Origin of the sequence: Enterobacter sp. CPE_E890 (assembly GCF_046521475.1) — a bacterium.
GTDB lineage: Bacteria > Pseudomonadota > Gammaproteobacteria > Enterobacterales > Enterobacteriaceae > Enterobacter > Enterobacter adelaidei.
The window spans coordinates 4,736,989-4,754,542 of record NZ_JBKFZW010000001.1 but is presented as its reverse complement, the minus strand read 5'-3'; the positions used below and the strand labels follow the sequence as shown (position 1 = coordinate 4,754,542).

General features: G+C 53.6%; 10 protein-coding genes, 2 tRNA genes and 3 rRNA genes. 13 read left to right on the top strand and 2 right to left on the bottom strand.

Going from position 1 to position 17,554, the window contains the following annotated elements; genetic code table 11:
* The first annotated feature begins 31 nt into the window (after positions 1-31).
* Together ubiD and fre are read left to right on the top strand one after the other, a co-directional pair.
* Positions 32-1,525 (top strand): 4-hydroxy-3-polyprenylbenzoate decarboxylase, encoded by a 1,494-nt coding sequence (ubiD, locus tag ACLHV9_RS23455; protein WP_028018167.1) that lies wholly within the window; start codon positions 32-34, stop codon positions 1,523-1,525.
* A gap of 43 nt (positions 1,526-1,568) precedes the next feature.
* Positions 1,569-2,270, top strand: coding sequence for an NAD(P)H-flavin reductase (fre, locus tag ACLHV9_RS23450; protein ID WP_008501516.1), 702 nt, complete (start codon positions 1,569-1,571; stop codon positions 2,268-2,270).
* 182 nt (positions 2,271-2,452) lie between these two features.
* Here the strand turns inward: fre and fadA are convergent, their stop codons facing one another.
* On the bottom strand, positions 2,453-3,616 hold the full coding sequence (fadA, locus tag ACLHV9_RS23445; RefSeq protein ID WP_407221124.1) for an acetyl-CoA C-acyltransferase FadA: 1,164 nt from the start codon (positions 3,614-3,616) through the stop codon (positions 2,453-2,455).
* A 9-nt stretch (positions 3,617-3,625) separates the two neighbouring features.
* Entirely contained in the window at positions 3,626-5,815 is a 2,190-nt protein-coding gene (fadB, locus tag ACLHV9_RS23440; RefSeq protein ID WP_407221123.1) for a fatty acid oxidation complex subunit alpha FadB, read from the bottom strand.
* A 190-nt stretch (positions 5,816-6,005) separates the two neighbouring features.
* On the opposite strand from fadB, the gene pepQ reads away from it, so the two are divergent.
* The 11 genes from pepQ to birA all read left to right on the top strand — a co-directional run bounded on the left by pepQ (position 6,006) and on the right by birA (position 17,552).
* Positions 6,006-7,337, top strand: a complete 1,332-nt coding sequence (pepQ, locus tag ACLHV9_RS23435; protein WP_028018164.1) for a Xaa-Pro dipeptidase — start codon at positions 6,006-6,008, stop codon at positions 7,335-7,337.
* Positions 7,337-7,951: an IMPACT family protein gene (locus tag ACLHV9_RS23430; RefSeq protein WP_049005116.1), complete on the top strand. Its 615-nt coding sequence runs from the start codon at positions 7,337-7,339 to the stop codon at positions 7,949-7,951. The genes pepQ and ACLHV9_RS23430 overlap by 1 nt, the downstream gene beginning before the upstream one ends.
* Before the next feature lie 41 nt (positions 7,952-7,992).
* Positions 7,993-9,444, top strand: coding sequence for a Trk system potassium transporter TrkH (gene trkH, locus ACLHV9_RS23425; RefSeq protein WP_023309600.1), 1,452 nt, complete (start codon positions 7,993-7,995; stop codon positions 9,442-9,444).
* A gap of 10 nt (positions 9,445-9,454) precedes the next feature.
* Positions 9,455-10,000 (top strand): menaquinone-dependent protoporphyrinogen IX dehydrogenase, encoded by a 546-nt coding sequence (gene hemG, locus ACLHV9_RS23420; RefSeq protein WP_028018162.1) that lies wholly within the window; start codon positions 9,455-9,457, stop codon positions 9,998-10,000.
* 355 nt (positions 10,001-10,355) lie between these two features.
* Positions 10,356-11,895: ribosomal RNA gene (locus tag ACLHV9_RS23415) — 16S ribosomal RNA — on the top strand.
* Between the two features lie 69 nt (positions 11,896-11,964).
* Positions 11,965-12,041: transfer RNA gene (locus tag ACLHV9_RS23410), tRNA-Ile, on the top strand.
* Between the two features lie 42 nt (positions 12,042-12,083).
* Positions 12,084-12,159: transfer RNA gene (locus ACLHV9_RS23405), tRNA-Ala, on the top strand.
* 180 nt (positions 12,160-12,339) lie between these two features.
* Positions 12,340-15,242: ribosomal RNA gene (locus ACLHV9_RS23400) — 23S ribosomal RNA — on the top strand.
* Positions 15,243-15,315: 73 nt separating this feature from the next.
* Positions 15,316-15,431, top strand: a 5S ribosomal RNA gene (gene rrf, locus ACLHV9_RS23395).
* The 16S, 23S and 5S rRNA genes sit together here with 2 tRNA genes alongside, the layout of an rRNA operon.
* Before the next feature lie 124 nt (positions 15,432-15,555).
* Positions 15,556-16,584, top strand: a complete 1,029-nt coding sequence (murB, locus tag ACLHV9_RS23390; RefSeq protein ID WP_108091159.1) for a UDP-N-acetylmuramate dehydrogenase — start codon at positions 15,556-15,558, stop codon at positions 16,582-16,584.
* Positions 16,581-17,552 carry a bifunctional biotin--[acetyl-CoA-carboxylase] ligase/biotin operon repressor BirA gene (gene birA / locus ACLHV9_RS23385; protein WP_108091158.1) on the top strand — a complete coding sequence of 324 codons (972 nt, stop codon included), beginning with the start codon at positions 16,581-16,583 and terminating at the stop codon, positions 17,550-17,552. The genes murB and birA overlap by 4 nt, the downstream gene beginning before the upstream one ends.
* Positions 17,553-17,554 lie beyond the last annotated feature (2 nt).

Genomic DNA, 17,554 nt, shown 5'->3' with positions numbered 1-17,554 from the left:
CGCCGTATAATGAAGCGCTTACAGAGAGGCCATGACTAACTGCATGAAATACCACGATCTCCGCGACTTCCTGACGCTGCTGGAAAAGCAGGGTGAACTCAAACGCATTACACTTCCTGTTGATCCTTATCTGGAGATGACAGAAATTGCTGACCGCACCCTGCGTGCCGGTGGCCCCGCATTACTGTTTGAAAATCCGAAAGGGTACGCCATGCCGGTGTTGTGCAACCTGTTTGGTACTCCACGTCGTGTTGCATTGGGGATGGGGCAGGAAGACGTTACGGCGCTGCGTGAAGTGGGTAAACTGCTGGCGTTTCTGAAAGAGCCAGAGCCGCCGAAAGGCTTCCGCGATCTGTTCGACAAATTGCCACAGTTTAAGCAAGTATTGAACATGCCAACTAAACGCCTGCGCGGCGCGCCGTGCCAGCAGAAAGTGCTGGAAGGCGATGCGGTTGATCTGACCAAAATCCCTATTATGCAGTGCTGGCCTGAGGATGCTGCTCCGCTGATCACCTGGGGGTTGACGGTTACGCGCGGCCCTCACAAAGAGCGGCAAAATCTCGGTATTTACCGTCAGCAATTAATTGGCAAGAATAAACTCATCATGCGCTGGCTGTCGCATCGCGGCGGCGCGCTGGATTTCCAGGAGTGGTGTGCTGAGCATCCGGGTGAACGTTTCCCTGTCTCTGTCGCGTTAGGTGCCGATCCGGCCACCATTCTGGGTGCGGTGACCCCCGTGCCGGATACACTCTCTGAATACGCGTTTGCAGGCCTGCTGCGCGGAACCAAAACCGAAGTCGTGAAGTGTATTTCTAACGATCTCGAAGTTCCGGCCAGTGCGGAAATTGTGCTGGAAGGTTACATTGAGCAGGGTGAAATGGCGCCAGAAGGCCCTTACGGCGACCATACCGGCTATTACAACGAAGTGGATAACTTCCCGGTGTTTACCGTTACGCACATTACACAGCGTGAAGATGCGATCTATCACTCCACCTATACCGGACGTCCACCGGACGAACCGGCGGTACTGGGAGTGGCGCTGAATGAAGTGTTTGTGCCGATCCTGCAAAAGCAGTTCCCGGAAATTGTTGATTTTTATCTGCCGCCTGAAGGATGCTCATATCGCATGGCGGTGGTCACGATGAAGAAACAGTATCCTGGTCACGCGAAACGCGTGATGATGGGCGTATGGTCTTTCCTGCGCCAGTTTATGTATACCAAGTTTGTTATTGTCTGCGATGATGATGTTAACGCCCGCGACTGGAATGACGTAATCTGGGCCATTACCACGCGAATGGACCCGGCGCGCGATACGGTGTTAGTCGAAAACACGCCGATAGATTACCTGGATTTTGCCTCGCCGGTTTCCGGTCTTGGCTCAAAAATGGGACTGGATGCCACCAATAAATGGCCTGGCGAAACCGATCGTGAATGGGGTCGCCCGATCAAAAAAGATCCTGCAGTGACCGCGCGAATTGACGCGATCTGGGACGAGCTGGCCATAATGAATAACGGTAAACCCTGAGCTTGACCGTTAAGCCCTATAGACTTCCCGACAGAGAGAGCGAATGACAACCTTAAGCTGTAAAGTGACCTCGGTAGATGCCATCACCGACACCGTATATCGCGTCCGTTTAGTGCCAGAAGCGCCATTCTCTTTCCGCGCGGGTCAGTACCTGATGGTCGTGATGGATGAGCGTGATAAGCGTCCTTTCTCTATGGCCTCAACGCCAGCGGAGCAGGAATTTATTGAGCTTCATATTGGTGCGTCAGAGCTTAACCTGTATGCGATGGCCGTCATGGACCGCATTCTTAAAGAGCGTGAGATTGTGGTCGACATTCCTCATGGTGATGCATGGCTGCGCGATGACGAAGACCGTCCGCTGATCCTGATCGCGGGCGGTACGGGCTTCTCTTATGTGCGCTCTATTCTGCTGACCGCACTGGCGCGTAACCCAGACCGTGACATCACCATTTACTGGGGTGGCCGTGAAGAGAAACATCTCTATGACCTGTCTGAACTGGAAGCGCTGAGCGTAACCCATCCTAACCTGCGCATAGAGCCGGTGGTTGAGCAGCCGGAAGAAGGCTGGCGTGGACGCAGCGGTACGGTACTGACGGCGGTGCTACAGGATCATGGCACACTGGCAGGGCACGATATCTATATCGCTGGCCGTTTTGAGATGGCGAAAATTGCCCGTGACTTGTTCTGTAACGAACGTGATGCGCGTGAAGACCGTCTCTTCGGCGATGCTTTTGCCTTCATCTAAATAAAAAACCCGCCCCTGACAGGCGGGAAGAACGGCAACTAAACTGTCTCTCTTCGCCAATGACGCCATAACTGCGTTGGCTGCGCTCGTTCACCCGAATCACTTACTTGAGTAAGCTCATCGGGATTCGCTCGCTTGCCGCCTTGTTCTGACGGCATTGGCTTTGAGATACTTTTCCTGATTTACACTCTCTCAAACACCGTCGCGATACCCTGACCCAGCCCGATACACATCGTTGCCAGACCAAACTGGGCATCTTTGCGCTCCATCAGGTTAATCAGCGTGGTACTGATACGCGCCCCGGAGCAGCCCAGCGGATGCCCGAGGGCGATCGCGCCGCCGTTGAGGTTAATTTTCTCGTCGATCTGCTCCATGAGTCCCAGATCTTTAATGCACGGCAGGATCTGCGCGGCGAAGGCTTCGTTCATCTCAAACAGGTCGATATCACTGGCGGTTAATCCTGCTTTTTTCAGCGCCAGCTTCGAAGCTGGAACCGGGCCGTAACCCATGATGGAAGGATCGCAACCCACGACCGCCATTGAACGTACCCGGGCGCGAGGGGTTAAACCTAACTCGCGGGCACGGCTTTCGCTCATCACCAGCATCGCGGCAGCCCCGTCGGACAGCGCGGAAGAAGTACCTGCCGTTACTGTTCCTGTGACTGGATCAAATGCCGGACGCAGCGTGGAAAGGGCTTCGACCGTGGTTTCCGGGCGGATCACTTCGTCGTAGCTGAACTGCTTCAGAACGCCGTCTACATCATGACCACCGGTTGGGATGATCTCATTCTTAAACGCACCGGACTGTGTCGCCGCCCATGCGCGAGCGTGAGAGCGTGCGGCAAAGGTATCCTGCATTTCACGGCTAATACCGTGCAGGCGGGAGAGCATCTCTGCGGTCAGGCCCATCATCCCCGCCGCTTTTGCTACGTTGCGGCTCATACCCGGGTGGAAATCGACCCCATGGCTCATCGGCACGTGCCCCATGTGCTCCACGCCGCCGACCAGGCAGGCCTGAGCATCACCGGTCATGATCATACGTGCTGCATCATGTAACGCCTGCATTGACGAACCGCAAAGACGGTTGACGGTGACTGCCGGAACCGAATGTGGGATCTCCGCCAGCAGCGAGGCGTTACGAGCGATGTTGAAGCCTTGCTCCAGGGTCTGCTGTACGCAGCCCCAGTAGATATCGTCGAGCGCGGTTGGGTCCAGCGCCGGGTTACGCGCCAGCAGGCTACGCATCAGGTGCGCGGAGAGGTCTTCCGCACGCACGTTACGGAATGCACCGCCTTTTGAACGGCCCATCGGGGTGCGAATCGCATCAACAATGACAACCTTTTCCATTGTGACTCCTTAAGCCGTTTTCAGCTCGCCAACCGGACGGGCTGGCTCAACTGCTGGATAGTAGGGTTCGTTATGGCGCGCTTTGTTACGCAGCCCTTCCGGCACCTCATAAAGCGGGCCAAGGTGCTGATATTGCTGAGCCATATCGAGATAGCGGGCGCTGCCGAGCGTGTCCAGCCAGCGGAACGCGCCGCCGTGGAACGGAGGGAAGCCCAGTCCGTACACCAGCGCCATGTCTGCTTCTGCCGGGCTGGCAATGATGCCTTCTTCCAGGCAACGCACCACTTCGTTGACCATCGGAATCATCATGCGGGCGATGATCTCATCGTCAGTGAAGTCACGTTTTGGCTGACTAACTTCGGCCAGCAGGCTGTCCACCGCCGCGTCTTCTTCTTTCTTCGGTTTGCCTTTGCTGTCTTCTTTATAACGCCAGAAGCCAAGACCGTTTTTCTGACCGAAGCGGTTAGCGTCGAACAGAGCGTCAATGGCGTCGCGGTAATCTTTCTGCATGCGCTGCGGGAAGCCCGCCGCCATCACCGCCTGGGCGTGATGCGCGGTATCAATGCCGACCACATCCAACAGATACGCCGGGCCCATCGGCCAGCCGAACTGTTTTTCCATCACTTTGTCGATTTTGCGGAAGTCTGCACCGTCTCGCAGCAGCTGGCTGAAACCGGCGAAGTAAGGGAACAGGACGCGGTTGACGAAGAAGCCCGGGCAGTCGTTAACCACGATCGGCGTTTTGCCCATCTTGCTTGCCCACGCCACCACTTTGGCGATGGTTTCGTCTGAGGTTTTTTCCCCACGGATCACTTCGACCAGCGGCATCCGGTGTACCGGGTTGAAGAAGTGCATCCCGCAGAAGTTTTCCGGACGCTTAAGCACGCTCGCCAGTTCGCTGATAGGAATGGTAGAGGTGTTAGAGGCCAGCACGGTATCCGGGCGAACCTTGTCTTCCGTTTCCGCCAGCACCGCTTTTTTAACTTTCGGGTTTTCAACGACGGCTTCGACTACCACGTCAACACGGTCGAAGCCGGTATATTCCAGCACAGGCTGAATGGTGGAGATCACGCCTGCGAGCTTAAGTCCGTCAATTTTTCCGCGTTCCAGCTGTTTATTCAGCAGCTTGGCCGCTTCGGTCATGCCCAGCGTCAGGGATTTCTCGCTGATGTCCTTCATTACCACCGGTACGCCTTTCCAGGCTGACTGATAAGCGATGCCGCCACCCATAATGCCGGCACCGAGTACCGCCGCATGTTTCGGCGTTTCCACATTTTTGGTCAGCTGTTTCGCTTTACCTTTCACGAACTGATCGTTGAGGAAGATGCCAACCAGCGCGCGAGCTTCATTGGTATGTGCCAGCGGGACAAAACTCTGGTTTTCCAGTTTCAGGGCTTCATCGCGACCACAGCGGGCCGCAGCTTCAATGGTTTTCACCGCGGTGATGGGGGCAGGGTAGTGTTTACCTGCAGTCTGCATCACCATGCCTTTGGCAATGGTGAAGCTCATGGCGGCTTCAATTTTGCTGAGTTTTAATGGTTCCAGCTTCGGCTGGCGTTTGGCTTTCCAGTCGAGATCGCCGTTAATCGCCTGACGCAGAATGGCGAGTGCGCCTTCAACAAGCTTCTCAGGTTTCACAACGCCGTCGACCAGACCGATTTTCTGCGCCTGTTCTGCGCCGACATCTTTACCTGCGGCAATGATCTCAAGTGCACTGTCGGCACCCAGCATACGCGGCATACGCACTGAACCCCCAAAGCCCGGCATGATACCCAGCTTGGTTTCCGGCAGGCCGATGCGCAGGTCCGGCGTCGCCAGACGGTAATCAGTTGCTAATACGCATTCGCAGCCACCGCCCAGCGCGTAGCCATTAACGGCGGAAATGGTCGGGACAGGCAGATCTTCCAGACGATTAAAGACGCTGTTAGCAAAGTGCAGCCATTGGCTCAGCTGTTCCTCCGGGACCAGGAACAGAGAAAGGAATTCGGTGATATCGGCACCGACAATAAAGGCCGCTTTGTTCGAACGCAGCAGCAGCCCTTTTAATTCAGGTTGTTTTTCAAGTACATCCAGCGCCTGGCCAAGACTGGCCACCGTCGCGGTATCAAGCTTATTCACTGAGCCGGGGGCATCGAACACCAGTTCGGCAATGCCATCTTCCAGCCAGTTGAGGTACAGGGTGTCGCCTTTGTAGAGCATGTCAGTCTCCTGAATCCAGCAATTGGATCTGGTCATACCAGATGAATCGGAGTGTGGAATTTATGTTAATAAAATGCAAATTACTCATTAAGAAATTGCTGCATTGATCACGGTCGGTGTAAATCACGCAGCCGGAGTGAGGTGTGCTAAGATGCGATGACTTGAGGTCAATAAAACGAAAGGAAGAATGATGGACTCACTGGCTTCGCTTTATAAAAATCATATCGTTACCCTACAGGAACGTACCCGCGATGTACTGGCCCGCTTTAAGCTGGATGCGCTGTTAATCCACTCTGGCGAGCTTTTGAATACTTTTCTGGATGACCATGCTTATCCGTTTAAGGTCAACCCGCAGTTTAAGGCCTGGGTGCCGGTAACCCAGGTTCCAAATTGTTGGCTGCTGGTGGATGGCGTGAATAAGCCAAAATTGTGGTTCTATCTGCCTGTCGATTACTGGCACAACGTGGAACCGCTGCCGACCAGCTTCTGGACGGAAGAAGTGGATATCATTGCATTACCAAAAGCCGACGGCATTGGCAGTCAACTTCCTGCCGCACGCGGTAACATCGCCTATATTGGCCCTGTTCCGGAGCGTGCATTGGGCCTGGATATTCCGGCTGACAAGCTTAACCCGAAAGGGGTGCTGGATTACCTGCATTACTATCGCGCATATAAAACCGACTACGAACTTTACTGCATGCGTGAAGCGCAAAAAACGGCAGTGAACGGCCACCGCGCCGCGCATGAAGCCTTCCAGTCTGGTATGAGCGAGTTCGACATCAACCAGGCCTACCTGACCGCGACCGGGCACCGTGATACGGACGTGCCGTACAGCAACATCGTCGCGCTGAATGAACACGCTTCCGTGTTGCACTACACCAAACTCGATCACCATGTGCCGTCGGAGATGCGCAGCTTCCTGCTGGATGCGGGTGCGGAGTACAACGGTTATGCGGCTGACCTGACCCGTACATGGGCGGCAAACGCGGATACTGACTTTGCGCACCTGATCAAAGACGTCAATGACGAACAGCTGGCCCTTATCAGTACCATGAAAGCGGGAACCAGTTACGTGGATTACCACATCCAGTTCCATCAGCGCATCGCGAAGCTGTTGCGTAAGCACCAGATTGTGAAAGACATGAGCGAAGAGGCGATGGTCGAGAACGATCTGACCGGGCCATTCATGCCGCACGGGATCGGTCACCCGTTGGGTCTGCAGGTTCACGATGTTGCAGGTTTTATGCAGGATGATACCGGTACGCACCTGGCGGCACCGTCTAAATATCCTTACCTGCGCTGCACCCGCATTCTTGAACCACGCATGGTGCTGACGATTGAACCGGGGATCTACTTTATCGAATCGCTGTTAGCACCCTGGCGTGAAGGTCAGTTCAGCAAACACTTCAACTGGGAAAAAATTGAAGCGCTGAAACCGTTTGGTGGCATTCGTATTGAAGATAACGTGGTCGTTCACGAAAACGGTATCGAGAATATGACGCGAGATCTGAAGCTGGCCTGATGGAAAGCTGGCTGATACCGGCTGAACCGGTCACCTTTGTTGAGGAAATCAAGAAAAGCCGCTTTATTACGCTGCTGGCACATACCGATGGCGTAGAGGCGGCAAAGGCGTTTGTTGAATCTGTTCGGGCGGAGCATCCTGACGCACGTCACCACTGTGTAGCGTGGGTCGCGGGGCCTCCGGACGATTCGCAGCAGTTGGGCTTTTCCGACGACGGTGAACCGGCTGGCACAGCCGGAAAACCCATGCTTTCGCAGCTGATGGGCAGCGGTGTGGGTGAAATTACCGCCGTGGTGGTGCGCTACTACGGCGGGATCCTGTTAGGCACGGGTGGGCTGGTTAAAGCGTATGGCGGCGGAGTTCAGCAGGCACTGAATTTGCTGATAACTACCCGCAAAACACCACTCACCGAATATACTTTACTGTGCGATTACGGTCAGTTATCCGGTATCGAAGCGTTGCTGAAGCAGGTTAACGGCGTTATCGCGCACAGTGAATATCAGGCAATGGTGCAATTACGCGTGGCGCTTCCTCAGGCGGAACTGGCTGCTTTTTCAGCAAAACTGGCTGATTTTAGTCGTGGTTCGTTGCAATTGCTGCCGATTGAAGAATAATCCCCACCTTACTTTTTTGAATACCAAAGGAAGCGGCAGAGATGCATTTTCGTGCCATAACCCGAATCGTTGGACTGCTGGTCATACTCTTTTCCGGGACGATGATTCTCCCTGGGCTGGTGGCGCTTATCTACCGGGACGGCGCGGGGCGGGCATTTACCCAGACTTTCTTTGTTGCGCTGGCGATCGGCTCTCTGTTGTGGTGGCCTAACCGTCGTCAGAAGGGCGAGCTGAAGTCACGCGAAGGATTTTTGATTGTCGTCCTGTTCTGGACGGTACTGGGAAGCGTCGGTTCTTTGCCCTTTATCTTCTCTGAACAACCGAATCTGAGCATCACGGACGCATTTTTTGAATCGTTCTCTGGTTTAACAACAACCGGAGCGACGACCCTGGTAGGACTGGATTCGTTACCGCACGCTATTCTCTTTTATCGCCAGATGCTGCAATGGTTCGGCGGTATGGGGATCATCGTCCTGGCGGTGGCTATCCTGCCTATACTGGGCGTCGGTGGGATGCAGCTCTATCGCGCCGAAATGCCCGGACCGCTGAAAGATAACAAGATGCGCCCGCGTATTGCCGAGACGGCGAAAACCCTGTGGCTGATTTATGTCCTGCTTACTGTGGCCTGTGCGCTGGCATTATGGTTTGCCGGGATGCCTGCATTTGACGCTATCGGACACAGCTTTGCGACGATTGCTATCGGCGGGTTCTCCACCCACGATGCCAGCGTGGGCTACTTTGACAGTCCTACGATTAACACCATCATTGCTATTTTCCTGCTGATTTCCGGCTGTAACTACGGTTTGCACTTCTCTTTACTCAGCGGGCGCAGCCTGAAAGTGTACTGGCGTGACCCCGAGTTCCGCATGTTCATCGGTGTCCAGCTTACGCTGGTTATCATCTGTACCCTGGTATTGTGGTTCCATGATGTTTATAACTCCGCGTTGACCACGTTAAACCAGGCGTTCTTCCAGGTGGTGTCGATGGCGACGACCGCCGGATTCACCACGGACAGCATTGCACGCTGGCCGCTATTCTTGCCGGTGTTACTGTTATGCTCCGCCTTTATTGGCGGCTGCGCGGGATCCACGGGCGGTGGCCTGAAGGTGATTCGTATTCTGCTGCTGTTCAAGCAGGGCAACCGTGAGCTGAAGCGTCTGGTCCACCCGAACGCGGTCTACAGTATCAAACTGGGAAACCGGGCACTGCCGGAACGTATCCTCGAAGCCGTGTGGGGTTTCTTCTCGGCGTATGCGCTGGTCTTTATCGTCAGTATGCTGGCGATCATCGCGACGGGGGTGGATGATTTCTCTGCTTTTGCATCCGTCGTAGCAACATTAAATAACCTTGGGCCAGGCCTGGGGGTTGTGGCGGATAACTTTGCCAGTATGAACCCGGTTGCGAAATGGATCCTCATTGCCAATATGCTGTTTGGCCGTCTTGAGGTCTTTACGCTGCTGGTGCTGTTCACCCCAACGTTCTGGCGCGAATAAGGAGCCGTTGATGAAAACACTTATCCTTTTCTCTACGCGAGACGGGCAAACGCGTGAGATTGCTGCGTATCTGGCTTCCGAATTAAAAGAGCTGGGAATTTACTCTGATGTGGTGAACCTGAATCGTGTCGGACAGATTACCTGGCAGGATTACGATCGCGTGGTGATTGGCGCGTCAATTCGTTACGGTCATTTTCATCCGGCACTCGATCGCTTCGTGAAAAAGCACACCGCGGTGCTCAACAAATTGCCTGGCGCGTTCTACTCGGTCAATCTGGTTGCTCGTAAAGCAGAGAAGCGTACGCCGCAGACCAACAGCTACACGCGCAAGTTCTTGCTGAACTCTCCATGGCAGCCAGACCTTTGTGCCGTCTTTGCTGGTGCGCTGCGTTATCCTCGCTATCGCTGGTATGACCGCTTCATGATCCGTCTGATTATGAAGATGACCGGCGGCGAAACCGATACGCGTAAAGAAGTGGTTTATACCGACTGGTCGCAGGTGGCCAGTTTTGCGCGGGAAATCGCGCATTTATCGGGCGATTCGCGGGTTAAATAAGCGTTGAGTCTGAAAAGTGAGCGAACGAAAAGTTTTTTTAAATTTCCTCTTGTCACGTCGGAATAACTCCCTATAATGCGCCTCCACTGACACGGAACAACGGCACACACGCCGCCGGGTCAGCAGAGAAAAGCAAAATAAACGCTTGACTCTGTAGCGGGAAAGCGTAATATGCACACCCCGCGCCGCAGCGAAAACGAAGCGGCACTGCTCTTTAACAATTTATCAGACAATCTGTGTGGGCACTCAAAGTGACATGGATTCTTAACGTCCTCGGACGAAAAATGAATACCAAGTCTCAACGAGTGAACACGTAATTCATTACGAAGTTTAATTCATTGAGCATCAAACTTTTAAATTGAAGAGTTTGATCATGGCTCAGATTGAACGCTGGCGGCAGGCCTAACACATGCAAGTCGAGCGGTAGCACAGAGAGCTTGCTCTCGGGTGACGAGCGGCGGACGGGTGAGTAATGTCTGGGAAACTGCCTGATGGAGGGGGATAACTACTGGAAACGGTAGCTAATACCGCATAACGTCGCAAGACCAAAGAGGGGGACCTTCGGGCCTCTTGCCATCAGATGTGCCCAGATGGGATTAGCTAGTAGGTGGGGTAACGGCTCACCTAGGCGACGATCCCTAGCTGGTCTGAGAGGATGACCAGCCACACTGGAACTGAGACACGGTCCAGACTCCTACGGGAGGCAGCAGTGGGGAATATTGCACAATGGGCGCAAGCCTGATGCAGCCATGCCGCGTGTATGAAGAAGGCCTTCGGGTTGTAAAGTACTTTCAGCGGGGAGGAAGGTGTTGAGGTTAATAACCTCAGCAATTGACGTTACCCGCAGAAGAAGCACCGGCTAACTCCGTGCCAGCAGCCGCGGTAATACGGAGGGTGCAAGCGTTAATCGGAATTACTGGGCGTAAAGCGCACGCAGGCGGTCTGTCAAGTCGGATGTGAAATCCCCGGGCTCAACCTGGGAACTGCATTCGAAACTGGCAGGCTAGAGTCTTGTAGAGGGGGGTAGAATTCCAGGTGTAGCGGTGAAATGCGTAGAGATCTGGAGGAATACCGGTGGCGAAGGCGGCCCCCTGGACAAAGACTGACGCTCAGGTGCGAAAGCGTGGGGAGCAAACAGGATTAGATACCCTGGTAGTCCACGCCGTAAACGATGTCGACTTGGAGGTTGTGCCCTTGAGGCGTGGCTTCCGGAGCTAACGCGTTAAGTCGACCGCCTGGGGAGTACGGCCGCAAGGTTAAAACTCAAATGAATTGACGGGGGCCCGCACAAGCGGTGGAGCATGTGGTTTAATTCGATGCAACGCGAAGAACCTTACCTACTCTTGACATCCAGAGAACTTTCCAGAGATGGATTGGTGCCTTCGGGAACTCTGAGACAGGTGCTGCATGGCTGTCGTCAGCTCGTGTTGTGAAATGTTGGGTTAAGTCCCGCAACGAGCGCAACCCTTATCCTTTGTTGCCAGCGGTCCGGCCGGGAACTCAAAGGAGACTGCCAGTGATAAACTGGAGGAAGGTGGGGATGACGTCAAGTCATCATGGCCCTTACGAGTAGGGCTACACACGTGCTACAATGGCGCATACAAAGAGAAGCGACCTCGCGAGAGCAAGCGGACCTCATAAAGTGCGTCGTAGTCCGGATTGGAGTCTGCAACTCGACTCCATGAAGTCGGAATCGCTAGTAATCGTAGATCAGAATGCTACGGTGAATACGTTCCCGGGCCTTGTACACACCGCCCGTCACACCATGGGAGTGGGTTGCAAAAGAAGTAGGTAGCTTAACCTTCGGGAGGGCGCTTACCACTTTGTGATTCATGACTGGGGTGAAGTCGTAACAAGGTAACCGTAGGGGAACCTGCGGTTGGATCACCTCCTTACCTTAAAGAACCTGCCTTTGTAGTGCTCACACAGATTGTCTGATGAAAAACAGCAGTAAAAATCTCTGCAGGCTTGTAGCTCAGGTGGTTAGAGCGCACCCCTGATAAGGGTGAGGTCGGTGGTTCAAGTCCACTCAGGCCTACCAAACTCCTTTTAAAGGATGAGCGGTACAGAGATTGCAAACGATGGGGCTATAGCTCAGCTGGGAGAGCGCCTGCTTTGCACGCAGGAGGTCTGCGGTTCGATCCCGCATAGCTCCACCATCCTTTACTGCGAACCCAAGAAAACTTCAGAGTGAACCTGAAAAGGTGCACTGCGAAGTTTTGCTCTTTAAAAATCTGGATCAAGCTGAAAATTGAAACGACACACATGTTATGTGTGTTCGAGTCTCTCAAATTTTCGCAAGTCGATGATGAATCGAAAGAAACATCTTCGGGTTGTGAGGTTAAGCGACTAAGCGTACACGGTGGATGCCCTGGCAGTCAGAGGCGATGAAGGACGTGCTAATCTGCGAAAAGCGCCGGCGAGGTGATATGGACCTTTGACCCGGCGATGTCCGAATGGGGAAACCCAGTGCAATTCGTTGCACTATCGTTAACTGAATACATAGGTTAACGAGGCGAACCGGGGGAACTGAAACATCTAAGTACCCCGAGGAAAAGAAATCAACCGAGATTCCCCCAGTAGCGGCGAGCGAACGGGGAACAGCCCAGAGTCTGAATCAGCTTGTGTGTTAGTGGAACGGTCTGGAAAGTCCGACGGTACAGGGTGATAGTCCCGTACACGAAAATGCACAGGTTGTGAACTCGAAGAGTAGGGCGGGACACGTGGTATCCTGTCTGAATATGGGGGGACCATCCTCCAAGGCTAAATACTCCTGACTGACCGATAGTGAACCAGTACCGTGAGGGAAAGGCGAAAAGAACCCCGGCGAGGGGAGTGAAAAAGAACCTGAAACCGTGTACGTACAAGCAGTGGGAGCACCTTCGTGGTGTGACTGCGTACCTTTTGTATAATGGGTCAGCGACTTATATTCTGTAGCAAGGTTAACCGTATAGGGGAGCCGAAGGGAAACCGAGTCTTAACTGGGCGTTAAGTTGCAGGGTATAGACCCGAAACCCGGTGATCTAGCCATGGGCAGGTTGAAGGTTGGGTAACACTAACTGGAGGACCGAACCGACTAATGTTGAAAAATTAGCGGATGACTTGTGGCTGGGGGTGAAAGGCCAATCAAACCGGGAGATAGCTGGTTCTCCCCGAAAGCTATTTAGGTAGCGCCTCGTGAACTCATCTTCGGGGTAGAGCACTGTTTCGGCTAGGGGGCCATCCCGGCTTACCAACCCGATGCAAACTACGAATACCGAAGAATGTTATCACGGGAGACACACGGCGGGTGCTAACGTCCGTCGTGAAGAGGGAAACAACCCAGACCGCCAGCTAAGGTCCCAAAGTCATGGTTAAGTGGGAAACGATGTGGGAAGGCACAGACAGCCAGGATGTTGGCTTAGAAGCAGCCATCATTTAAAGAAAGCGTAATAGCTCACTGGTCGAGTCGGCCTGCGCGGAAGATGTAACGGGGCTAAACCATGCACCGAAGCTGCGGCAGCGACACTATGTGTTGTTGGGTAGGGGAGCGTTCTGTAAGCCGTTGAAGGTGTCCTGTGAGGGGTGCTGGAGGTATCAGAAGTGCGAATGCTGACATAAGTAACGATAATGCGGGTGAAAAGCCCGCACGCCGGAAGACCAAGGGTTCCTGTCCAACGTTAATCGGGGCAGGGTGAGTCGACCCCTAAGGCGAGGCCGAAAGGCGTAGTCGATGGGAAACAGGTTAATATTCCTGTACTTGGTGTTACTGCGAAGGGGGGACGGAGAAGGCTATGTTAGCCGGGCGACGGTTGTCCCGGTTTAAGCATGTAGGCGGAACGATTAGGTAAATCCGGTCGTTTATTAACGCTGAGGTGTGATGACGAGGCACTACGGTGCTGAAGTAACAAAATGCCCTGCTTCCAGGAAAAGCCTCTAAGCATCAGGTAACATCAAATCGTACCCCAAACCGACACAGGTGGTCAGGTAGAGAATACCAAGGCGCTTGAGAGAACTCGGGTGAAGGAACTAGGCAAAATGGTGCCGTAACTTCGGGAGAAGGCACGCTGATATGTAGGTGAAGCCCCTGCGGGTGGAGCTGAAATCAGTCGAAGATACCAGCTGGCTGCAACTGTTTATTAAAAACACAGCACTGTGCAAACACGAAAGTGGACGTATACGGTGTGACGCCTGCCCGGTGCCGGAAGGTTAATTGATGGGGTTAGCGGTAACGCGAAGCTCTTGATCGAAGCCCCGGTAAACGGCGGCCGTAACTATAACGGTCCTAAGGTAGCGAAATTCCTTGTCGGGTAAGTTCCGACCTGCACGAATGGCGTAATGATGGCCAGGCTGTCTCCACCCGAGACTCAGTGAAATTGAACTCGCTGTGAAGATGCAGTGTACCCGCGGCAAGACGGAAAGACCCCGTGAACCTTTACTATAGCTTGACACTGAACACTGGTCCTTGATGTGTAGGATAGGTGGGAGGCTTTGAAGCGTGGACGCCAGTCTGCGTGGAGCCGACCTTGAAATACCACCCTTTAATGGCTGGTGTTCTAACGTAGACCCGTAATCCGGGTTGCGGACAGTGTCTGGTGGGTAGTTTGACTGGGGCGGTCTCCTCCCAAAGAGTAACGGAGGAGCACGAAGGTTAGCTAATCCTGGTCGGACATCAGGAGGTTAGTGCAATGGCATAAGCTAGCTTGACTGCGAGAGTGACGGCTCGAGCAGGTGCGAAAGCAGGTCATAGTGATCCGGTGGTTCTGAATGGAAGGGCCATCGCTCAACGGATAAAAGGTACTCCGGGGATAACAGGCTGATACCGCCCAAGAGTTCATATCGACGGCGGTGTTTGGCACCTCGATGTCGGCTCATCACATCCTGGGGCTGAAGTAGGTCCCAAGGGTATGGCTGTTCGCCATTTAAAGTGGTACGCGAGCTGGGTTTAGAACGTCGTGAGACAGTTCGGTCCCTATCGCCGTGGGCGCTGGAGAATTGAGGGGGCTGCTCCTAGTACGAGAGGACCGGAGTGGACGCATCACTGGTGTTCGGGTTGTCATGCCAATGGCATTGCCCGGTAGCTAAATGCGGAAGAGATAAGTGCTGAAAGCATCTAAGCACGAAACTTGCCCCGAGATGAGTTCTCCCTGACCCTTTAAGGGTCCTGAAGGAACGTTGAAGACTACGACGTTGATAGGTCGGGTGTGTAAGCGCAGCGATGCGTTGAGCTAACCGATACTAATGAACCGTGAGGCTTAACCTTACAACGCCGAAGCTGTTTCGGCGAAGAGACAGACAATCAAATTTCAGCCTTGATACAGATTTAACAGAATTTGCCTGGCGGCTTTAGCGCGGTGGTCCCACCTGACCCCATGCCGAACTCAGAAGTGAAACGCCGTAGCGCCGATGGTAGTGTGGGGTCTCCCCATGTGAGAGTAGGGAACTGCCAGGCATCAAATAAGTAGAGAGGCCATCCGCAAGGATGGCCTTTTTGCGTTTCTACGGCGCACAAACAAATCCCCCAACTCCTTGCTTATACGGTAAACTACCTCCGTTTTTGCATCAGGATAGCGTCTATGAACCACTCCCTTAAACCCTGGAATACCTTTGGCATTCAACGGAATGCTAAACAAATTGTACGTGCCGATACTGCACAGCAGTTGCTGGATGCATGGCAAAGCGCAACAGAAAATAACGAACCCGTACTGATTCTGGGCGAAGGAAGTAATGTCCTGTTTCTCGACGATTTTGCCGGAACGGTGATCGTCAACCGCATCATGGGAATTGATGTGGAAGAGCGCGCTGATAGCTGGCATTTGCAGGTAGGGGCCGGAGAGAATTGGCATCATCTGGTGCAATTTACCCTTGAGAAGGGGATGCCAGGCCTCGAAAATCTTGCACTGATCCCAGGTTGTGCCGGATCGTCACCCATTCAAAACATCGGTGCCTACGGCATCGAACTGAAACACGTCTGCGAATATGTCGATTGTATTGAACTGGCGACCGGAACGGCTCAGCGCTTGACGGCCGAACAGTGCCGTTTTGGCTACCGCGACAGTATTTTCAAACATGAATACCAGGATCGCTATGTGATTGTGGCCGTTGGTCTGCGTCTGGCGAAAAACTGGAAACCTATCCTCACCTATGGTGATTTAACACGTCTTGACCCAGCCACTGCAACTGCACGTGAGGTGTTTGAGTCTGTTTGCCATATGCGAATGACCAAACTTCCCGATCCAAAAGTGAATGGAAATGCCGGGAGTTTCTTCAAAAACCCAGTCATTAGTGGTGAAAATGCAAAAGTATTTCTCGCTGGATGGCCTGCTGCACCACATTATCCGCAAGCTGATGGCAGCGTGAAGCTGGCAGCGGGCTGGCTCATCGATCAGTGCCAGTTAAAAGGTGCCACGAAGGGCGGGGCTGCAGTGCATCGCCAGCAGGCTCTGGTTCTGATTAACCAGGGCAATGCGACCGGCAGCGATATTGTGCAGCTGGCACACCATGTCCGTCAGTGCGTGGGCGAAAAATTTAACGTCTGGCTGGAGCCAGAAGTCCGCTTCATTGGCCGCACTGGTGAAGTGAATGCCGTGGAGACCATCGCGTGAAGGATAATACCATCCCGTTAACACTGATTGGCATTCTTGCCGACGGTGAGTTTCATTCTGGCGAGCAGCTGGGTGAGCAACTCGGCATGAGCCGTGCCGCCATTAACAAGCACATCCAGACCCTCCGTGACTGGGGTGTGGATGTCTTCACGGTTCCCGGAAAAGGGTATAGCCTGCCGGAGCCAATCCAATTGCTGAATGAAGAAGCGATCCGTAACCAGATTGGATATGGCAATGTTGCCGTGCTGCCAGTGATTGATTCGACGAACCAGTATCTTCTGGATCGTCTGCCTGAGCTGAAATCCGGAGATGCCTGTGTTGCGGAGTATCAGCAGGCCGGTCGTGGTCGTCGTGGCCGCAAATGGTTCTCGCCATTTGGCGCCAATCTCTATCTGTCCATGTACTGGCGTCTTGAGCAGGGGCCTGCTGCCGCTATTGGCCTGAGTCTGGTCATTGGCATTGTCATGGCAGAAGTTCTGCACGATCTGGGTGCTGATAAAGTGCGCGTTAAATGGCCTAATGATCTGTATCTGAACGATCGTAAGCTTGCAGGTATCCTGGTCGAACTGACAGGAAAAACAGGCGATGCGGCGCAAATCGTTATTGGTGCAGGCCTCAACATGGTTATGCGCAATGTACAAAATGATGTGGTGAATCAAGCCTGGACTAATCTTCAGGAAGCGGGGATCGTCATCGATCGTAACACCCTTGCCGTGCGTATGATTAAGGAATTGCGCAGCTCACTCATCCTCTTTGAACAGGAGGGGCTGGCACCCTTCCTGTCTCGTTGGGAAAAGCTGGATAACTTTATCAACCGCCCGGTGAAATTACTGATTGGTGATAAAGAGATCTACGGAACATCCCGTGGCATTGACGCACAGGGTGCGTTGCTTCTGGAGCAGGATGGTGTGATCAAGCCGTGGGTGGGCGGTGAAATTTCACTGCGAAGTGCTGAACAACCGGAATGAGT

Bases quoted from the DNA above. Each gene is read 5' to 3' on its own strand.
- ACLHV9_RS23430 (WP_049005116.1), top strand. From the start codon at position 7,337: ATGGAAAGCTGGCTGATACCGGCTGAACCGGTCACCTTTGTTGAGGAA.
- fadB (WP_407221123.1), bottom strand. From the start codon at position 5,815: ATGCTCTACAAAGGCGACACCCTGTACCTCAACTGGCTGGAAGATGGC.
- trkH (WP_023309600.1), top strand. From the start codon at position 7,993: ATGCATTTTCGTGCCATAACCCGAATCGTTGGACTGCTGGTCATACTC.
- hemG (WP_028018162.1), top strand. From the start codon at position 9,455: ATGAAAACACTTATCCTTTTCTCTACGCGAGACGGGCAAACGCGTGAG.
- fadA (WP_407221124.1), bottom strand. From the start codon at position 3,616: ATGGAAAAGGTTGTCATTGTTGATGCGATTCGCACCCCGATGGGCCGT.
- ubiD (WP_028018167.1), top strand. From the start codon at position 32: ATGACTAACTGCATGAAATACCACGATCTCCGCGACTTCCTGACGCTG.
- pepQ (WP_028018164.1), top strand. From the start codon at position 6,006: ATGGACTCACTGGCTTCGCTTTATAAAAATCATATCGTTACCCTACAG.
- fre (WP_008501516.1), top strand. From the start codon at position 1,569: ATGACAACCTTAAGCTGTAAAGTGACCTCGGTAGATGCCATCACCGAC.
- murB (WP_108091159.1), top strand. From the start codon at position 15,556: ATGAACCACTCCCTTAAACCCTGGAATACCTTTGGCATTCAACGGAAT.